At 65.0% G+C, this 15,912-nt stretch carries 16 protein-coding genes; 7 read left to right on the forward strand and 9 right to left on the reverse strand.

Features of this window, described 5'->3' with window-relative positions:
• Positions 1 to 52: 52 nt before the first annotated feature.
• The 3 genes from XH79_RS16810 (at position 53) to XH79_RS16820 (ending at position 2,614) form a co-directional block, all read left to right on the forward strand.
• Complete coding sequence (locus XH79_RS16810) at positions 53 to 553, forward strand: CAP domain-containing protein (RefSeq protein WP_212344721.1); 501 nt, start codon at positions 53 to 55, stop codon at positions 551 to 553.
• Between the two features lie 95 nt (positions 554 to 648).
• The gene (locus tag XH79_RS16815) at positions 649 to 1,824 is read left to right on the forward strand and encodes a DUF3734 domain-containing protein (RefSeq protein ID WP_271582325.1); all 1,176 of its coding nucleotides are present in this window, start codon (positions 649 to 651) and stop codon (positions 1,822 to 1,824) included.
• Position 1,825: 1 nt separating this feature from the next.
• Positions 1,826 to 2,614: a 3-hydroxybutyrate dehydrogenase gene (locus XH79_RS16820; RefSeq protein WP_271582326.1), complete on the forward strand. Its 789-nt coding sequence runs from the start codon at positions 1,826 to 1,828 to the stop codon at positions 2,612 to 2,614.
• 133 nt (positions 2,615 to 2,747) lie between these two features.
• Here the strand turns inward: XH79_RS16820 and XH79_RS16825 are convergent, their stop codons facing one another.
• The 5 genes from XH79_RS16825 to XH79_RS16845 all read right to left on the reverse strand — a co-directional run bounded on the left by XH79_RS16825 (position 2,748) and on the right by XH79_RS16845 (position 7,390).
• Positions 2,748 to 3,572, reverse strand: coding sequence for a sulfite exporter TauE/SafE family protein (locus tag XH79_RS16825; protein ID WP_212344724.1), 825 nt, complete (start codon positions 3,570 to 3,572; stop codon positions 2,748 to 2,750).
• Between the two features lie 163 nt (positions 3,573 to 3,735).
• Positions 3,736 to 4,062 carry a type II toxin-antitoxin system RelE/ParE family toxin gene (locus XH79_RS16830; RefSeq protein ID WP_271582327.1) on the reverse strand — a complete coding sequence of 109 codons (327 nt, stop codon included), beginning with the start codon at positions 4,060 to 4,062 and terminating at the stop codon, positions 3,736 to 3,738.
• Positions 4,059 to 4,295 (reverse strand): hypothetical protein, encoded by a 237-nt coding sequence (locus XH79_RS16835; protein WP_271582328.1) that lies wholly within the window; start codon positions 4,293 to 4,295, stop codon positions 4,059 to 4,061. Before XH79_RS16835 ends, XH79_RS16830 begins: the two co-directional genes overlap by 4 nt.
• Positions 4,296 to 4,306: 11 nt before the next feature.
• A complete protein-coding gene (locus tag XH79_RS16840) occupies positions 4,307 to 5,707 on the reverse strand; it encodes a flippase (RefSeq protein WP_271582338.1) in 1,401 nt (466 codons plus the stop codon).
• 843 nt (positions 5,708 to 6,550) lie between these two features.
• Positions 6,551 to 7,390 (reverse strand): protein-disulfide reductase DsbD domain-containing protein, encoded by an 840-nt coding sequence (locus XH79_RS16845; protein WP_212344728.1) that lies wholly within the window; start codon positions 7,388 to 7,390, stop codon positions 6,551 to 6,553.
• Positions 7,391 to 7,532: 142 nt separating this feature from the next.
• On the opposite strand from XH79_RS16845, the gene XH79_RS16850 reads away from it, so the two are divergent.
• Entirely contained in the window at positions 7,533 to 8,177 is a 645-nt protein-coding gene (locus tag XH79_RS16850) for a YqgE/AlgH family protein (protein WP_212344731.1), read from the forward strand.
• 161 nt (positions 8,178 to 8,338) lie between these two features.
• On the opposite strand, the gene XH79_RS16855 is transcribed toward XH79_RS16850, so the two are convergent.
• Together XH79_RS16855 and XH79_RS16860 are read right to left on the reverse strand one after the other, a co-directional pair.
• Positions 8,339 to 9,226: a TauD/TfdA dioxygenase family protein gene (locus tag XH79_RS16855; RefSeq protein WP_271582329.1), complete on the reverse strand. Its 888-nt coding sequence runs from the start codon at positions 9,224 to 9,226 to the stop codon at positions 8,339 to 8,341.
• Positions 9,227 to 9,324: 98 nt separating this feature from the next.
• Positions 9,325 to 10,104, reverse strand: a complete 780-nt coding sequence (locus tag XH79_RS16860; RefSeq protein ID WP_271582330.1) for an SDR family NAD(P)-dependent oxidoreductase — start codon at positions 10,102 to 10,104, stop codon at positions 9,325 to 9,327.
• A 97-nt stretch (positions 10,105 to 10,201) separates the two neighbouring features.
• Between XH79_RS16860 and XH79_RS16865 the strand changes: the two genes are divergently transcribed.
• Together XH79_RS16865 and XH79_RS16870 are read left to right on the forward strand one after the other, a co-directional pair.
• On the forward strand, positions 10,202 to 10,939 hold the full coding sequence (locus XH79_RS16865) for an SDR family NAD(P)-dependent oxidoreductase (protein WP_212344739.1): 738 nt from the start codon (positions 10,202 to 10,204) through the stop codon (positions 10,937 to 10,939).
• Positions 10,940 to 11,023: 84 nt separating this feature from the next.
• On the forward strand, positions 11,024 to 11,398 hold the full coding sequence (locus tag XH79_RS16870; RefSeq protein ID WP_271582331.1) for a CsbD family protein: 375 nt from the start codon (positions 11,024 to 11,026) through the stop codon (positions 11,396 to 11,398).
• A gap of 158 nt (positions 11,399 to 11,556) precedes the next feature.
• Here the strand turns inward: XH79_RS16870 and XH79_RS16875 are convergent, their stop codons facing one another.
• Both XH79_RS16875 and XH79_RS16880 read right to left on the reverse strand, forming a co-directional pair.
• Positions 11,557 to 13,254 carry an SGNH/GDSL hydrolase family protein gene (locus tag XH79_RS16875; protein WP_271582332.1) on the reverse strand — a complete coding sequence of 566 codons (1,698 nt, stop codon included), beginning with the start codon at positions 13,252 to 13,254 and terminating at the stop codon, positions 11,557 to 11,559.
• A gap of 181 nt (positions 13,255 to 13,435) precedes the next feature.
• Positions 13,436 to 14,821: a lytic murein transglycosylase gene (locus tag XH79_RS16880; RefSeq protein WP_271582333.1), complete on the reverse strand. Its 1,386-nt coding sequence runs from the start codon at positions 14,819 to 14,821 to the stop codon at positions 13,436 to 13,438.
• A 203-nt stretch (positions 14,822 to 15,024) separates the two neighbouring features.
• Between XH79_RS16880 and XH79_RS16885 the strand changes: the two genes are divergently transcribed.
• On the forward strand, positions 15,025 to 15,903 hold the full coding sequence (locus XH79_RS16885) for a UTP--glucose-1-phosphate uridylyltransferase (RefSeq protein WP_271582334.1): 879 nt from the start codon (positions 15,025 to 15,027) through the stop codon (positions 15,901 to 15,903).
• The last annotated feature ends 9 nt before the right edge of the window (positions 15,904 to 15,912 follow it).

A 15,912-nucleotide genomic window follows, 5' to 3' on the forward strand; every position in this document is an offset into this window, starting at 1 on the left:
TTCAGCCACGGTTGGTATGCAACAACGGCCCCTCATTTGGGGGCCTCGATTCATGCGCGCTGCGGCCGCAATTCTCATCACTTTGCTGCTCGCCGGCTGTGCCGGCAACGAAGCACCGGTCCAGCAGCCGTCGATGTATACCGACATGGCGGTCCCGGGCGCCAAGCTCGACGCCCAGGCCGCCGCGGTGATGATCTCGCAATACCGCCAGAACAACATGCTCGGCACGGTCGTGATCGATCCTGACCTGATGCGGCTCGCCGAATCCCAGTCCCAGGCCATGGCTGCGGCCAACAAGATGGACCACGACGTCCGCGCGCCGCTGGCCAAGCGCCTTGCCACAGGCGCCTATCCGGCCACGGTTGCTGTCGAGAACGTCTCGGCCGGCTATCATACGCTGGCGGAAGCGTTTTCCGGCTGGCGCGACTCGCCTCCGCACCGCGCCAACATGCTCAAGAGCGGTGTCACAAAATTGGGCATTGCGGCCAGCTATGCTCCGGGCACCAAGTACAAGGTGTTCTGGACCATGATCCTGGCCTCGACCGAGCGATAAGCCAGACTTGATCCCGGGATGCATTGACGCCGCGGCCGACTGTCGCCACGGTGGCGCGCCATTTGCTATTGTTCCCGCATGACCGATGTTCCCTTATGACCGATCATAGCCCGGAATCCGCCAGCGTCCCCGCGAATGCACAACGCGTCCTGGTCCTGCAGGGCGGCGGCGCGCTCGGCTCCTATCAGGCCGGCGCCTATCAGGCGCTGTGCGGCTACGGCTTCGAGCCGGAATGGGTCGCCGGCATCTCCATCGGCGCCATCAACGCCGCCATCATCGCCGGCAATGAGGGCCACACCCGCGTCAAGCGGCTGAAGGAATTCTGGGAAATGGTGTCGGCGCCGGTGCCGTGGAAGCCGGTCGGCAAGAGCGATCACAGCCGCGAGCTGTTCAACTCGACCAGTGCCGCGCTGATCGCCACCTTCGGCGTGCCCGGCTTCTTCGTGCCGCGCGTCCCGCCCGCGCCGATGTGGCCGCCGGGCCATCGCGAAGCCGAGAGCTATTACGACACCGCGCCGCTCAAGAAGACGCTGGAGCGGCTGGTCGATTTCGACCGCATCAACGACCTCAAGACGCGCTTCTCGGTCGGCGCGGTCGGCGTCACCTCCGGCAACTTCAAATATTTCGACAATTACGAGTTCAAGAAGCTCGGCAAGAAGATCGGCCCCGAGCACATCATGGCCTCCGGCGCGCTGCCGCCGGGCTTCCCGTCCGTGATCATCGACGGCGAGCATTATTGGGACGGCGGCATCGCCTCCAACACCCCGCTCGACTACGTGCTCGACGCAGAGCTCGCGCGCGACATGCTGATCTTCCAGGTCGATCTGTTTTCCGCGCGCGGGGATCTGCCGAATTCGCTGCTCGAGGCCACCGAGCGCGAGAAGGACATCCGCTTCTCCAGCCGCACGCGCATGAATACGGACAAGAACAGGCAGATCCACAATGCGCGCCGGGCCGTGCGCGACCTCATTTCCAAATTGCCCGATTATCTCAAGAATGACCCTTCCGTCGAATTCCTCGCCAAGGCATCTCGTGAGAGCACCGTCACGGTCGTGCATTTGATCTATCGCAGCAAGAACTACGAATCCTCGTCCAAGGATTACGACTTCTCGCATGTCGCCATGGTCGAGCATTGGGAAGCCGGCGTGCGCGACGTGCATCTGTCGATGCGCCACAAGGACTGGCTCGAGAAGCCGCAGTCCGGCGAGACCATGGTGGCTTACGATCTCACGGGGGACGTCACCGCGCCCCCGGCAAAAAGGAGCGAATAACATGGGTATTCTGTCAGGCAAGAACGCCGTCGTGACCGGTTCGACCAGCGGTATCGGGCTCGCCTATGCGCGCGCTTTTGCCGCCGCCGGTGCCAACGTCGTCATCAACGGCTTCGGCTCCCCCGAAGACATCGAGAAGGAGCGCGCCAAGATCGAATCCGACTTCGGCGTCAAGGCGGTCTACTCGCCCGCCGACATGACCAAGCCGGCCGAGATCGCCGGCATGATCGCGCTCGGCGAGAAGTCGTTCGGCTCGGTCGACGTCCTCGTCAACAATGCCGGCATTCAGTTCGTCTCGCCGATCGAGGAGTTCCCGCCGGAGAAGTGGGACCAGATCATCGCGATCAACCTGTCCTCGGCCTTCCATGCCATCCGCGCCGCGGTGCCCGGCATGAAGAAGAAAGGCTGGGGCCGCATCATCAACACGGCGTCGGCGCACTCGCTGGTCGCCTCGCCCTTCAAGTCGGCCTACGTGTCGGCCAAGCACGGCATCGCCGGTCTCACCAAGACCGTGGCGCTGGAAGTGGCAACCCACAAGATCACCTGCAACTGCATCAGCCCCGGCTATGTCTGGACCCCGCTGGTGGAGAAGCAGATCCCCGACACCATGAAGGCGCGCGGCCTGACGCGCGAGCAGGTCATCAACGACGTGCTGCTCGACGCGCAGCCGACCAAGGAGTTCGTCACCTCCGAGCAGGTCGCGGCGCTGGCGCTGTTCCTGTGCAGCGACGACGCCGCGCAGATCACCGGCACCAACCTGTCGATCGACGGCGGCTGGACCGCGGAGTAAGCACTCGGTACCGTAGGTTGGGCAAAGGCGCGTCAGCGCCGTGCCCACCATTTTTCGCTATTGAGCAAAGAGCGGTGGGCACGCTTCGCTTTGCCCACCCTACGAGAGCGGGAGCGAGGCGGCAGCTTTCCGCCTAATGCGTCCAGGCCAGCGCCGTCACGATCGCCGACGACAGGTTCAGCTCCGCGAACATGATCTTGCCGGCGACCACGAACAGCACGCTGGCAAGCGTCAGGCGCAGCACCGTCTCGGGGACGCGCGTCGCGCTGTAGCTGCCGACGATGATGCCGGGCAGCGAGCCCAGCAGCAGCACGCCCATCAGGCCCCAGTCCACATCGCCGAGCGCCCAGTGCCCGATGCCGGCGACCAGCGTCAGCGGCACCGCATGGGCGATGTCGGAGCCGACGATGGTTGCCATCGGCAGGCGCGGGTAGAGCAGCAGCAGCACGGTGACGCCGACCGCGCCGGCACCGACCGACGAGATCGACACCAGCACGCCGAGCACGATGCCGGTGATGACGGTCGCAACCGCCGTGGTGCGTTCGTCGACGCGCTCCAGTGTCCTGCGGTAGCGCTCCATGATCGCCTTGCGGAAGATCAGCGAGGTCGCGGTCAGCAGCAGCGCGAAGCACAGCACGAGATTGACCAGGCTGCGCTCGGCATCGCTTCTGAGGTCGAGCTTCCACAGCAGCAGCAGCGTCAGCGCGCTCGCCGGAATGCTGCCGCAGGCGAGCCGCAGCACCGCCGGCCAGTGCACGCTGCGCGACCAGCCATGCACGAAGCTGCCGCCGGTCTTGGTGGCGGCGGCATAGAGCAAATCGGTGCCGACAGCGGTGGAGGGATGGACGCCGAACAGCAGGATCAGCAGCGGCGTCATCAACGAGCCGCCACCGACGCCGGTCATCCCGACAAGCAGGCCGACGCCAAATCCGGAGGCGACGTAGAGTGGATCGATCATGGTCTGGGGAAGCTTAGGTTTATCTCGTCGGTTGGGCAATACGACGTAGAATAAACTTTCCCTGGAGCGCAACTACTTGGGCGGAATAAGAAAAATCATGCTGCAACGGAAGGCTCGAGGGGTGTTTCACCTCTTTCCCGGGCCTGCTGCGAAACAGCCGTCCTCAGGTCCGAGGTGAAGCATATTGCCTTTCCGGCTCGTTCAGCCCCGCGAGGGGCCGCCGTGACGTGTGGCGGATGTGGACGATATGAATGACCTCGCCACTGACACGGTAAAATATCCGAAACGGATAGCGGACGACCGTTACCACGCGGACCTGGGAACGTTGTGTGACCCGTGGCGATGAGAAAGGCGCAGCCCGGATGCGCTCGATGACGCCAGAAAATCTTCGTCCGACGGCCTCGGCGATCGCTGGGCTGGCGTTGCTGGCAAAATAGGTCGCGATGTCTTCGAGGTCAGCAAGCGCCTCTCGGGTCCAGGCGACCCTCATCCGCGCCGAAATTTCGCGAAGACCTCCGCGACCTCGGCGTCCGTGGCGACCTCTCCGCGATCTATTGAGGCTAAGGCCGCGTCGATGCTCCGCAATTCTTCTTGCGTCGCCTCATATTCGCCGCCGAGCAGTTCGCTCTCGATTTCGCTAGCAATCGCAACCAGCTCGTTCTGGGCCTCTTCAGGCCAAGTCTGGGCACGTTCCAGAAGGTTTCGCAGATCGCTTGCAGCCATGCCTGACTATATCAGGTGCCGAATTGCTTTCCAATTGCCTCAAGTCGATGGCTGAACGCCAGCACGTGCAGTCCCAGCCGCTGCCGCACGATCCAGAACAGCAGGACCGTCTCGAAGCTCAGCGAGATCGAGGTCGCGGCCGCCGCGCCGTGGCCGCCGAAGCGCGGCACCAGGATCACGCAGAGCACGAGGTTCATCACGAAGGCGAGCGCATAGGCCAGCGCGCAGATCTTCTGCTGGCCGAGCATGTTGAGCAGGCGCTCGACCGGGCCGATCGCGGCGCGCACCACGAGGCCGATCGCGGCGACGAACATGATGTCGTAGCCGACCACGAATTGCGGCCCGAACAGCCAGAGCAGCGGCTTGCCGAGCGCGAGCAGCACGATGGTCGCCGCCAGCGACGGCCAGAACGTCCAGTTGATGGCGTGCGCGACATAGGCCGACAGCCGCGCCTTGTCGCCGCTGGCATTGTATTCCGCGAAGCGATGCGCCGTTGTCGCCGACATCGCGTAGTGGATGAACGAGACCAGCGCCAGCGTCTTCACCACGGCGAAATAGACGCCGACCTCGTCGGACGGGCGGAACTGCTGCAGCACCAGCACGTCGGTGTAGGAGAGGAGCAGGTAGAAGCTCTCCACCAGCAGGATCGGCAGTGAGACAGCGAGCCAGCCGCTGACATCGTAGGCCTTGGGGCCCGGCTCGATGTGATCGGCGAGCTTGCGGTTCAGCACTACCATCTGCCCGGTCATCGCGATCCACACCGCGCCCAGGCTTGCGACCATCGCGGCGACCGCGCCGAGATGATAGCCGAGCAGGAAGGCAGCGCCCGTGATGCCGATGATCAGCGCCTGACGGATGATGAATTGCGGCATCAGGCCGAGCTGCATCCAGTCATGCGAGCGCGCGATGCCGTCCTGGGTGTTGGCGACGACGAAGGCGGGCAGCGTCATGCAGCCGATATAGAGCGGCAGCACCTCGGCCGGATCGATCCAGGGCGACAGCAGCCTGACGATGCCGGCAAGGCCGAGCGATACCAGAGTGGAGACGGCAAAGGTCAGCCAGCGGCTGCCGGAGAGGAAGCCGCGCAGCAGTGCATGCTCGCCGCCGGCGCGGTACTCCGGAATGATCTTCTGCGCGGAGGCCGAGATACCGAAATCCATCATGCTGCCGAGCAGCAGCACCCAGGTCCAGACATAGACATAGATGCCGTAGTCGGACGTGCCCATCCAGCGCGCCAGCAGCACCTGCGAGACATAGGCGAGGCCTGCGCTGATGACGCGGATGATGAAGATGGTGCCGGCCAGTCGCCGCGTCAGCGACGCCTCGCTCGATCCGCCCGTGAGCTTGGCCCGCAGCCGCACGATCAGCCCGGCCGGTCCGGTCGTTGCGGGTTGTGCATCCATCACGGCCAATTCGAAGATCCCCAAGCGCCCGCATCAGGCGTCCCGCATGCTGCGGCAGCCTTCGACCTAGCAACCATTCGTTAAGATACGGTTGGACCACCGATGTTGTCCCGGCCTGGGACGTGTACGCATGAACTGGCGCGGCGTCAGGGCGCGGCATGCAACAGGCGGCCCTTTGGGGCCGCCTGATGTAACTTCAGAGCAGATGGGCTATTGGCAGAGATGCTGGCGACCGTCAGCACCCTTGTAAAGGGTGCCAGGCCTGCAGACGATGCCGTTGCGGGCGGCATATTGAGACCAGCTGCCGTTCCAGCCGTAACCGCCGCCGCCACCGCCATACATGGCGTAGGAATTGCCCCAGCCGCCGGGATTGCCCCAGCTGCCGGCGGCGGGAGCGCCTACTGGCGCCGGCTGTTGAGACGCTGCTCGCCGAGATACTTGCCGATACCGAGGGCTGGTGGGGGGACTGCCGGTCCCAAGACCCGTGCAGTTGGCGAATTCAGCTTGGCAGAGGTCCGGATTGGATTGGGCCCACTGCGCTGGTGCAGCAGAACTGAACAAGGCGGCTGCCGCAACCACGGCCGCGCCAAGAATCCTTGGATTCATCATGGCTTGCTCCTTGTGGTTTGACGTGGCGCTGAATGCCACGTTTGGCGGAGCCTATACGACGCTTGCGAGCCTGACCATGCTGCTTCGGCATCGCCAAAATTGGGACTGCTCTGGGTCTAGGAACGGTAATGCTCTGGCTGATCGTAAGATTTCCGCTTGAGCGTCAGAGGCTGACGTCTGCGCCTTCTCGATTACACGTTCTCGTGTGCAATGTTGCACGGGAGCCGGGACGATCGGGAAACATCATTCCAGATTCGTATTGAACTCGTACGACTTCTCGGGCCCGACCAGCGTGAACTTCAGCGCGGCCCCCTCGGGCTTGGCGCCCGGCGGCAACCCGTCGAGCTCGAACGTGAAGCGCTTCACTCCGGGCGCGCTGTGCGCGACCGGCGCCGGGATCGGCAATGCCCAGTCGGGCGTCGGCCCTTCCACGTACAGATTGACGTTGCGGCCGTCGGGCACGACCACGTCGACCACCACGTTCTTGGGGCCGTCGCGCTTGACGTCGCGAATGGTGAGCGGATTGGGATCGCCGATCGTGGCGGGCTTCGGCACGGTGTCGAGCGCCGCACGCAAATTCGCGTCTTCGGTCGAGGCGACGCTGTTGAAGCCGAGCTCGGCATTGGCCTCGACGGGAATGCAGAGTTTCTCGCACACGGCGTAGTTGATCTCGGCGCGCAGCGTCACCGGCTTGTCGGCCGACTTGGCGACGATGCGCAGCGGCAACACGATCTGGTCGTGATAGCCGATCGAGTGGCCGCCGGCGCCGTCGTCGAACTTCAGCGGCGCCGGCCACATCACCGTCACCGCTTCGACATTATCGGATTTCGAGAAGTCGAACCGCGGCGGAACGCCGGAATCGCCGGGCATGCGCCAATAGGTCTTCCAGCCCGGCTGGAGCTGGAAGGCGATACCGCCGAGCAGCACGGCGCCACTGCGCGATCCCGCCAGCAGCCGCACCGCGGAATGTCCGTCGCGCTGCCACGGCGAGGCGTCGTCGGCATAGGCGGTGATGGCCAGCGCTGACGCGAACAGGGCTGTCGCGACGCCGATCGCCGCACGCGGGGGAACTTGTGTGAGCATGGCACGTCTTTACAGGGTCGCCCTGGGGCAAACCATTGAATTGCTTGTGATGGATGCACTCGAATCTAATCTCTGCAAGCCTTGATTTGACAGCGGCTAGGTCCGACATCAGGATAGGAATTGAAACCGGAGTGCTTCACCGATGGCTCCCACTGGCAAGAGGACGGGCGAAAGCACCCGCAACGCGGGCCCCACGCCTCCCAATTCAGCCGGCTATCTCGACGGCCGCCTCCTGATCGCGATGCCCGTGATGGGCGATCCCCGCTTCGAGCGCTCGGTGATCTATCTCTGCGCTCATTCGGCGGAAGGCGCCATGGGCATCATCGTCAACCATCCCGCCGGCAGCATCGACTTCCCCGAGCTGTTGCAGCAGCTCGGCATCATCAAGAAGGGCGAGCACATCAAGCTGCCGGAGAATGCCGAAAGCATGAAGGTGCTGCGCGGCGGGCCGGTCGATACCGGCCGCGGCTTCGTGCTGCATTCCAGCGACTTCTACATCGAGAACGCGACGCTGCGGATCGATGACGGCGTCTGCCTCACCGCGACCGTCGACATCCTGCGCGCGATCGCCAATGGCTCCGGCCCCAAGCACGCCATCCTCGCGCTCGGCTACGCCGGCTGGGCGCCGGGCCAGCTCGAGACCGAGATCCAGAGCAATGGCTGGCTGCATTGCGATGCGGACACCGACCTGATCTTCGGCGACGACGTCGACGAGAAATACGGCCGCGCCCTGCGCAAGATCGGCATCGACCCCGGCATGCTCTCGAACGAGGCCGGGCACGCGTAGCTGGCGCGGCATCCACCGCTGTCGCGAGTCACCCTCTGCTGTCATGCCCCGGCTTGACCGGGGCATCCAGTACGCCGCAGCCTATCGTTTCTATCACGACCGTCTCGGAGTACTGGATCGCCCGGTCAAGCCGGGCGATGACACCCGTTGCTATGCCGCGCCTACTCCGCCGCCTGCTGCTGCACCGTCGGCTCGGTCCCCGCGACCGTCGCCCTGCGCATGTCGCGCGGTTGCGACTGGTCGTAGCGGCGGACGCGGTGCATGGTCTGGCGGTTGTCCCACATCACAAGGTCATGCAGCTTCCATTTATGGACGTAGACGAACTCTGCTTGCGTCGCGTGCTCATTCAGATCGCGCAGCAGCAGGCGTCCCTCCGGCACGCTCATGCCGACCACCTTGCCGGCATGTGATGACAGATAGAGCGACTTGCGGCGATGCACGGGATGGGTCCGCACCAGCCGTTGCAGCACCGGCTTGAACATCTCCTTCTCGTCGTCGGTGTATTCGGTGAAGCCGAGCGATCCGCGCGAATACATCAGCGAGTGTTCGCAGACGAGGTTCTCGATCTCCGTCTTGGTGTCGTCGTCGAGCGCGTCATAGGCCGCGCGCATGTCTGCGAATTCGGTGTTGCCGCCCTTCGGATTCACCACCCGCGCCGACAGTAGCGAGAATTTTGCCGGAATCGGGCGGAACGAGCTGTCGGAATGCCACAGGCAGTTGCCGAGGTTGAACAGATGCGCGCGGCTGTCCTTCGCCAGCGGCTTGCCGTCCTTGCCGAGATTGGAGACGTCGTTCAGGCCGGACTGCAGCCGGTAATCCTTCTCCTTGGTCACGGTGCCGCCGCGTGCATCCTCGCGCTGGCCGAAGTTGAGGGCGAAGGCCATCTGCTGCTCGTCGGTGATGTCCTGGTCGTGGAAGACAAGCACCGCATATTTGTCCATGGCAGCCTCGACCTCGCGCGCCTCCGCCTCGGTGAGGGGCTTGCGCAGATCGAGGCCGGACACCTCGCCGACAAAATGTTTCTGAAGCTGCCGGATGGCGATCGTCATGACGTTCTCTCCCGCGTGCCGCGAACGGTTGGTCCCGTTCTGTCGGTGAAAAAGCTACTCCTGCACTCGCAGTTGTCAACGCGCGACGCGCATGCCTCTTACGCGTTGCGCGCCATCAGGCCGCCATCGACCGGGATCACCGCGCCGGTGAGGAACGACGCCGCCGGCAGGCACAGGCTCAGCGTCATATGCGCGACCTCCTCGGGGTCGCCGTAACGGCCGAGTGCGGTGCGGCGCTTGGCGTAGATGGTCTTGTGCTCCTCGGAAATGCGCTCGGTGATGGCGGTGCGGATCGGGCCCGGGCAGATGCAGTTGACGGTGATGCCCTCGCGGCCGAGCTCGACCGCCAGCGAGCGGGTGAGGCTCGCGACGCCGCCCTTCGCCGCCGAATAGGGGCTGTGCAATGCGGTGGCGCCGAGCGCCTCGGTCGAGGCGATGTTGACGATGCGCGGGCTCTTCGACTTGCGCAAATGCGGCAGCGCGGCGCGGATGATGCGGGGGTGCGCCGTCAGCATCACGGCGATGCCTTTGGCCCAGGCGTCCTCGTAAGTCTCGTCGTCGATCGCGACGCGCACGGAGATGCCGGCATTGTTGACGACGATATCGAGGGTGCCGAAATGCGCGGCGACATCGCCGACCACGCGCTTGATCTCGCCGCCGTCGGCGACGTCGAGCTTCCACGCCTTCGCCGCGCCGCCGCTCGCCGCGATCTCCTTCGCGACAGCATGCGCGCCTTGCTCGTCATAATCGGTGACGGCGACGTTCGCGCCCTCGCTCGCGAACACGTGCGCGGTCGCACGCCCCATGCCGCTCGCTGCGCCCGTGACGAGAACGGTCAGGCCCTTCACGGACCGGCTGAGCTGCTTGAACTCGGACATGCTGTTTCCTCGCGGCGTGTTGTTCGTTGTTATGATTGACAAGGCTGGCATCGATCCGCAGACAGGTCAAACAAGCAAAACAAAAGGGGAGGCCGTGATGGCGAACGAGCTGGATTTTTCGGGCAAGCAGGTGCTGGTCGTCGGCGGTTCCAGCGGCATCGGCAACGGCATCGCACAGGCCTTTCGCGCCAGGGGCGCAGCTGTTGCCGTTTGCGGCACGCGTGCTCACGCAACGGAATATTCAGCTGAAGAGGGCTCCGATCTTAACGGTCTTGCTTACGCGCAGCTCGATGTCAGCAATGCCGCTGCGATCGAAGCGTTCAAGCCGTCGTTCGATCGCCTCGACATCCTCGTGCTCGCGCAGGGCGCGGTGATCTATCGCCGCGGCGAATTCGAGATGAGCGGATTCCGCAAGGTTGTCGAAGTCAACCTGATGAGCCTGATGGCCTGCGCGACGCGGTTTCATTCCATGTTGCGGGATGCGAAGGGCGCGCTGATCATGGTGTCCTCGACCGCGGCCTATCATTCCACCATGGGCAATCCCGCCTACAACGCCTCGAAGACCGGCGCGGTCGGATTGACGCGCACGCTGGGCGAGGCCTGGGCCGAGGACGGCATCCGCGTCAACGGCATCGCGCCCGGCCTCGTCGACACCAAGATGACGAAGGTGACGACCGACAATCCCAAGCGGCTCGAAGCGGCGCTGTCGCGCATTCCACTGCGGCGACTGGGCACGCCGGCCGACATGGCGGGCGCAGCCTTGTTCCTGGCCTCGCCGCTGTCGTCCTACATCATCGGCCAGACGCTGGTCGTCGATGGTGGGCTGATCTTGTAGATCATCCGGGCTACACTTTCGTCGACACTTGGAACTGCGCCGCTCCTGATCGGTTACTTGGGCTGACCCCCGAGGAGGAGCATCATGGACACGGATCGGATTGTCGGATCAGCCAAGGAATTCGCCGGACGCGCGGAAGGCGCAGTCGGAGACATGGCAGGCGATGCCAAGACGCAGGCGTCGGGCAAGGCGCGCGAAGCTGCAGGCACCGTGCAGAATCTTTACGGCCAGGCCAAGGATGCCGTGCGTGATGCCGCGGATACCGCGACGGGCTACGCCAAGGACGCCTATGAGAGCAGTGGCGACACCTTCCGCGACGGCACGCAGGCGCTGTCGAAGAAAGTGCAGGACAACCCGCTCAGCGCGCTGCTCGTTGCCGGCGGCATCGGATTTGCGCTCGCGCTGCTGATGTCGCGCCCCGCCCGCCGTCCGCCGCCGCGCTGGCGCTATTACGGCTAGGAACCGCAAACACGTACCTCTCGTGCCCCGGACGCGCTGCAGCGCTAAAGCGCTGCTGCGCAGAGCCGGGGCCCATTCTTTTTGAAGTAGATGTTGGGTCCCGGCTCTGCGTCGCATCACCAAGAGGTGCTGCGCCGCGTCCGGGACACGAGATTCAACTACCGGACTTCCGCCGATCGCCCGACATTAGCCGGCGGCCGCGGGATCGCAGGGTTCTGCGCCGGATTGCGCGGCCCGGGCGCGGGTGCGAATTGACGCGGCGCCGGCGGCGGCGAGCCGAAACCAAAGAAATCCCGGAACGACGGCGTGGCCTGCGCCGGCTGCTGCGGTGGCGCGACCGGCGGCTTCTTCGGCGCGAGCTTGGGCGGGGCGATCGCAGCGGCCGCACCCGATGCAGTGGGAGAGGCGGCGTTGCCGTCGGGCGTCGTCGCCGCCATCGGCGTATCGCCCTTGGCCTGCTCGCGGCCGACCTCGCGGCGCGGCCAGGCATAGTCGTCGGCACGGCCGGCGGGGGCCGTCAGCGGCTCGCCCTTCACCATCGTCTTCGCAGCGAGCGCATCGACGGCGGCGGGACGCGAGCCCGGCCCGCCCAGCAATTGATCGGTCGAGATCGAGGCCGCGACCAGCGGCACGATCGGGCCGGCCAGCGGCCGCGGCGCCGGCTTGCCGGGCTCGGCGCTGGTGTCGGGGGTCGCAGGCTCGCTCGGCAGCGCGATCGGTCCGGAGCGCCCGGCCAGCAGGCGCGTGATCTCGCGCTCGACATAGTGCGCGAGCTTTCGCGCGCCGGGCTTGGTGAAATAGACGCCGTCGGAGCTGCGGAGCTGGCGGATCTGGCCTTCGAAGTCCGGGCCCTTCTGCAGGAAGCGGCCGGCCTCGTCGACAAAGCCGTCCCAGACATCGACATAGGTGATGCCGGCCTTGGCCGCGCCCTCGCGATAGAGCGAATCCAGGAACAGCATGTCGGCCGTCCCCTTCTGTCCGCGGATCGCGGGCAGGCCGACCCAGAGCACCGGCACGCCCTTGGCCTTGAGCAGGTTGGCCAGCTCCTCGACCTTCTTGGTGTAGAGCTCGACCCAGCGTTCGTCGCGGAATTCGTAGAGGCCGTTCGGATTGCGCGCGGTCTTTTCCGGCGCGGCCGCAGGCGTGTCGGCATTGTCGGCGTCATCCTGCGGCAGGTCGGCATCCGCAGGCTTGTCGTCCGGCTTGGCGGCGGTGTCGGGCTTGGCGTCGCCGGGCTTCGCCGGTTGCTTGGCGCGCGCGCCCTTGTCGTTCTTCTTGTCCTTGTCCGAGGCCTTCTCGGATTTCTCAGTGACGGGCTCGCGGATCGCGATACGGTCGTTGAGGCCGAGCATGACGACGATCACGTCGGGCTTCTCGGTCTCGAGGATGCCCTTCGCCGCTGCCGTCCAGTCCGAGGGCTCGCCCTTCGGCTGGTACTTGATCAGGCCGGACGTCGTCTTGTGCTTGCGGATCACGCCCATGTCGGGCTGCTCGCTATAGGCATCTTCCAGGCCGTAGGCGAGCCAGTCGGCCATGGCGTCGCCGATCACCAGCACGTTCTTGTCAGGCGTGGTGTCGCGCTTGGCTGGCGCCGGCGCGCGCGAAAAATCCTGGCGCGGGGCCTGCTGCTGTTGCTGCTGGAACGGTGCGAAGAAGTCGCCGCCGAACCATCCACCGCCGCCTCCGCCCTGGCGCGGCGGCGGGGCCGAGCGTTGCGGCGGGCCGCCGAAGCCGGGGAAGTTGAAGAACTGTGCGGAAGCGGGCCCTGCGACCGAGACCAATATCGCAAGCGCCGTCCCCAGCGCGATCAACGGGCCGGTCTCGGTCAGCGCCTTGAACAGGGACTTCTTCGACATGCGATCTCGGCCGCGCGCAATGGGGTCTGGAATAGTCTCGATATAATAACGGAATCGGGCGCCAAACGGGCAGATTCCGTTGCGGATTTTTGACGGATTCTTGCGCCATACACCGGGGAACAGCCGCCCCCGTCAAGGCCGCCGGGCAAAATCCCTGTTCAGGGTTACTTTCGGGGCGATTTTACCGCCCGCGCAGCCGGTCCAGCACGTCGGAGGAGGCAAAACCGTCGGCGGGCACCCCGATCGAGGCCTGGAAGTTGCGGAGCGCCTCCCTAGTCTGGCCGCCGAACTGGCCGTCCGGGGTGCCCTTGTAGAAGCCGCGCTGGGCCAGAAGCTGCTGCAGTTCCAGCCGCTCGGTACGGGACAGCTCGCGTTCCTGGCGCGGCCAGGGCTGCACGAAGGGCTGCCCGCCACGCAGGCGGTCGGCGAAATGGCCGATCGCCAGCGCATAGGCCTCGGCCGGGTTGTACTTCATGATGACGCGGTAGTTCTGCAGCATCAGGAAGCCCGGTCCTTGCGCGCCCGCCGGCGCCAACAAATAGGCTTTCTCCGCCGGGTGCGGGAAGGGCTGGTTGGTCGGGCGCTTCAGCCCGAGCTTCTCCCACTGCGCGATCGTTTGCGCCTTGGCGCGGTCGGCCAGCATGTAGTTGAACCCTTGCGGCACCACCACCTCGAAGCCCCAGGTCTGGCCGGACTGCCAGCCGTCCTTCTTCAGGTTGTTGGCGGTCGACGCAATCAGGTCGGTGGGATTGTCGACGACGTCGCGCCGTCCGTCGCCGTCGCCGTCGACCGCAAAGCGCTTGAACGCGGTCGGCATGAACTGGGTCGGGCCGAACGCGCCGGCCCAGGAGCCGCGCATCTGCTCCGGGCGCAGATCGCCGCGGTTGAGGATCTCCAATGCGGAGAGGAATTCGTCCTTGAAATAAGCCTGGCGGCGGCCGATGCAGGCGAGCGTCGCGGTCGATTGCAGCACGCTGCGGTCGCCCATCTGCGTCGAGTAATTGGACTCGATGCCCCAGATCGACGCGATGATGTAGCGGTCGACGCCGGTGGCCTTTTCCGTGGCGTCGAACTGCGCCTTGTATTTGGCGAGCACCTCGCGGCCCTTGGCGAGGCGATTGTCGTTCACGAGGATGTCGAGATAATCCCAGATCGATTTTGTGAACTCCGGCTGCGAGTCCATCAGGTCCATGATGCGCAGATCGGGCGCAAGCCCGGCGGTGAAGCGCTGGAAGTTGTCCTGGGTGATGCCGCGCCGTGCGGCATCGGGCCACATGCCCGCGACGCAATTGTCGAAATTGCCGGCGGCCTCGCGGATCGCGGCGGCCGTCATCAGCGGATGGCCGGAGGCACCGTCCTCGCCGCTCCAGGGCTGCGCGCCGCCGGGGCCGGGCGCGGGTTGTGATGGCGCGGGATTCCCGCCGGAGAAAATGCCGCCGAACAGGTTCGACAGCCCGTTCTGCGCCTGGGCGTGTGCGTGAACCGGCAGCAACAAGACGGCCGCAACGATTGTTGCGTTGGTCACAAATCCAGCACGTTTTGCCAACACTGCCACCGATTGCATCATGTCCCATCCGTCCGGCCAAAATCCGCCATCAGGAGGCCCGGTACCGGTTGCCAATAGCTTAACAAAGGTGAAATTTTAGTGGCTGCTTTTTTCTTAACTCGGCACGCGCGAGGCCCCACATCCGCCTTTGTTAGCGGCTGCAAACAGGCTAGCAAGATGCCATTGCTCCCGTCACGCATGCCCTCAGGTATTCGATCAATCCCATGAAAATTCGCAAAGCCGTATTCCCCGTCGCCGGCCTCGGCACCCGCGTCCTGCCCGCCACCAAGGCGATGCCGAAGGAGATGCTGACCATCGTCGACAAGCCGCTGATCCAGTACGTCTATGACGAGGCGCGGGAAGCCGGCATCGAGCACTTCATCTTCGTCACCGGCCGCAACAAAAATGTCATCGAAGATCATTTCGACAAGATGTTCGAGCTCGACGCCACGCTGGCCGCGCGCGGCAAGAAGGCCGAGCAGGACATCCTGGCGCAGAACCAGCCGGAAGCCGGTGCCGTCAGCTTCACCCGCCAGCAGGCGCCGCTCGGCCTCGGCCACGCGGTCTGGTGCGCGCGCGACATCGTCGGCAACGAGCCGTTCGCGGTGGTGCTGCCGGACGAACTCGTGCTCAACACGCCCGGCTGCCTCAAGCAGATGATCGAGACCGCCGCAACGCTCGGCGAGAAATCCAATTTGATCGCGGTCGAGGCGGTGCCCGACCATCTCACCCATCAATACGGTATCTGCGGCGTCGGCAAGCGCACCGGCAAGATGTTCGAGGTCGACGGCATGGTCGAGAAGCCGGCCAAGGGCACCGCGCCCTCCAACCTCTCGATCACCGGCCGTTACATCCTGCAGCCGGAGATCTTCAAGATCCTGGAGACGCAGGAGCGCGGCGCCGGCGGCGAGATCCAGCTCACCGATGCCATGATCGGCCTCGCCAAGTCGCAGAAGTTCTACGGCGTCGAGTTCGAGGGCGAGCGCCATGATTGCGGCTCCAAGCCCGGCTTCCTCCGCGCCAACATCGCCTACGGCCTGAAGCGGCCGGAGCTGCGTGACGGGTTGATCGCGGAGATGAAGAAGTATTTGGGGCAGTCATAACCCCACCCT

It is taken from the genome of Bradyrhizobium sp. CCBAU 45389 (assembly GCF_028128625.1).
Taxonomy (GTDB): domain Bacteria; phylum Pseudomonadota; class Alphaproteobacteria; order Rhizobiales; family Xanthobacteraceae; genus Bradyrhizobium; species Bradyrhizobium liaoningense_B.

Excerpts from the sequence above, each read along its gene's own strand:
- XH79_RS16810 (WP_212344721.1), top strand. The coding sequence starts at position 53 with ATGCGCGCTGCGGCCGCAATTCTCATCACTTTGCTGCTCGCCGGCTGT.
- XH79_RS16815 (WP_271582325.1), top strand. The coding sequence starts at position 649 with ATGACCGATCATAGCCCGGAATCCGCCAGCGTCCCCGCGAATGCACAA.
- XH79_RS16820 (WP_271582326.1), top strand. The coding sequence starts at position 1,826 with ATGGGTATTCTGTCAGGCAAGAACGCCGTCGTGACCGGTTCGACCAGC.
- XH79_RS16825 (WP_212344724.1), bottom strand. The coding sequence starts at position 3,572 with ATGATCGATCCACTCTACGTCGCCTCCGGATTTGGCGTCGGCCTGCTT.
- XH79_RS16830 (WP_271582327.1), bottom strand. The coding sequence starts at position 4,062 with ATGAGGGTCGCCTGGACCCGAGAGGCGCTTGCTGACCTCGAAGACATC.
- XH79_RS16835 (WP_271582328.1), bottom strand. The coding sequence starts at position 4,295 with ATGGCTGCAAGCGATCTGCGAAACCTTCTGGAACGTGCCCAGACTTGG.
- XH79_RS16845 (WP_212344728.1), bottom strand. The coding sequence starts at position 7,390 with ATGCTCACACAAGTTCCCCCGCGTGCGGCGATCGGCGTCGCGACAGCC.
- XH79_RS16850 (WP_212344731.1), top strand. The coding sequence starts at position 7,533 with ATGGCTCCCACTGGCAAGAGGACGGGCGAAAGCACCCGCAACGCGGGC.
- XH79_RS16855 (WP_271582329.1), bottom strand. The coding sequence starts at position 9,226 with ATGACGATCGCCATCCGGCAGCTTCAGAAACATTTTGTCGGCGAGGTG.
- XH79_RS16860 (WP_271582330.1), bottom strand. The coding sequence starts at position 10,104 with ATGTCCGAGTTCAAGCAGCTCAGCCGGTCCGTGAAGGGCCTGACCGTT.
- XH79_RS16865 (WP_212344739.1), top strand. The coding sequence starts at position 10,202 with ATGGCGAACGAGCTGGATTTTTCGGGCAAGCAGGTGCTGGTCGTCGGC.
- XH79_RS16870 (WP_271582331.1), top strand. The coding sequence starts at position 11,024 with ATGGACACGGATCGGATTGTCGGATCAGCCAAGGAATTCGCCGGACGC.
- XH79_RS16875 (WP_271582332.1), bottom strand. The coding sequence starts at position 13,254 with ATGTCGAAGAAGTCCCTGTTCAAGGCGCTGACCGAGACCGGCCCGTTG.
- XH79_RS16880 (WP_271582333.1), bottom strand. The coding sequence starts at position 14,821 with ATGATGCAATCGGTGGCAGTGTTGGCAAAACGTGCTGGATTTGTGACC.
- XH79_RS16885 (WP_271582334.1), top strand. The coding sequence starts at position 15,025 with ATGAAAATTCGCAAAGCCGTATTCCCCGTCGCCGGCCTCGGCACCCGC.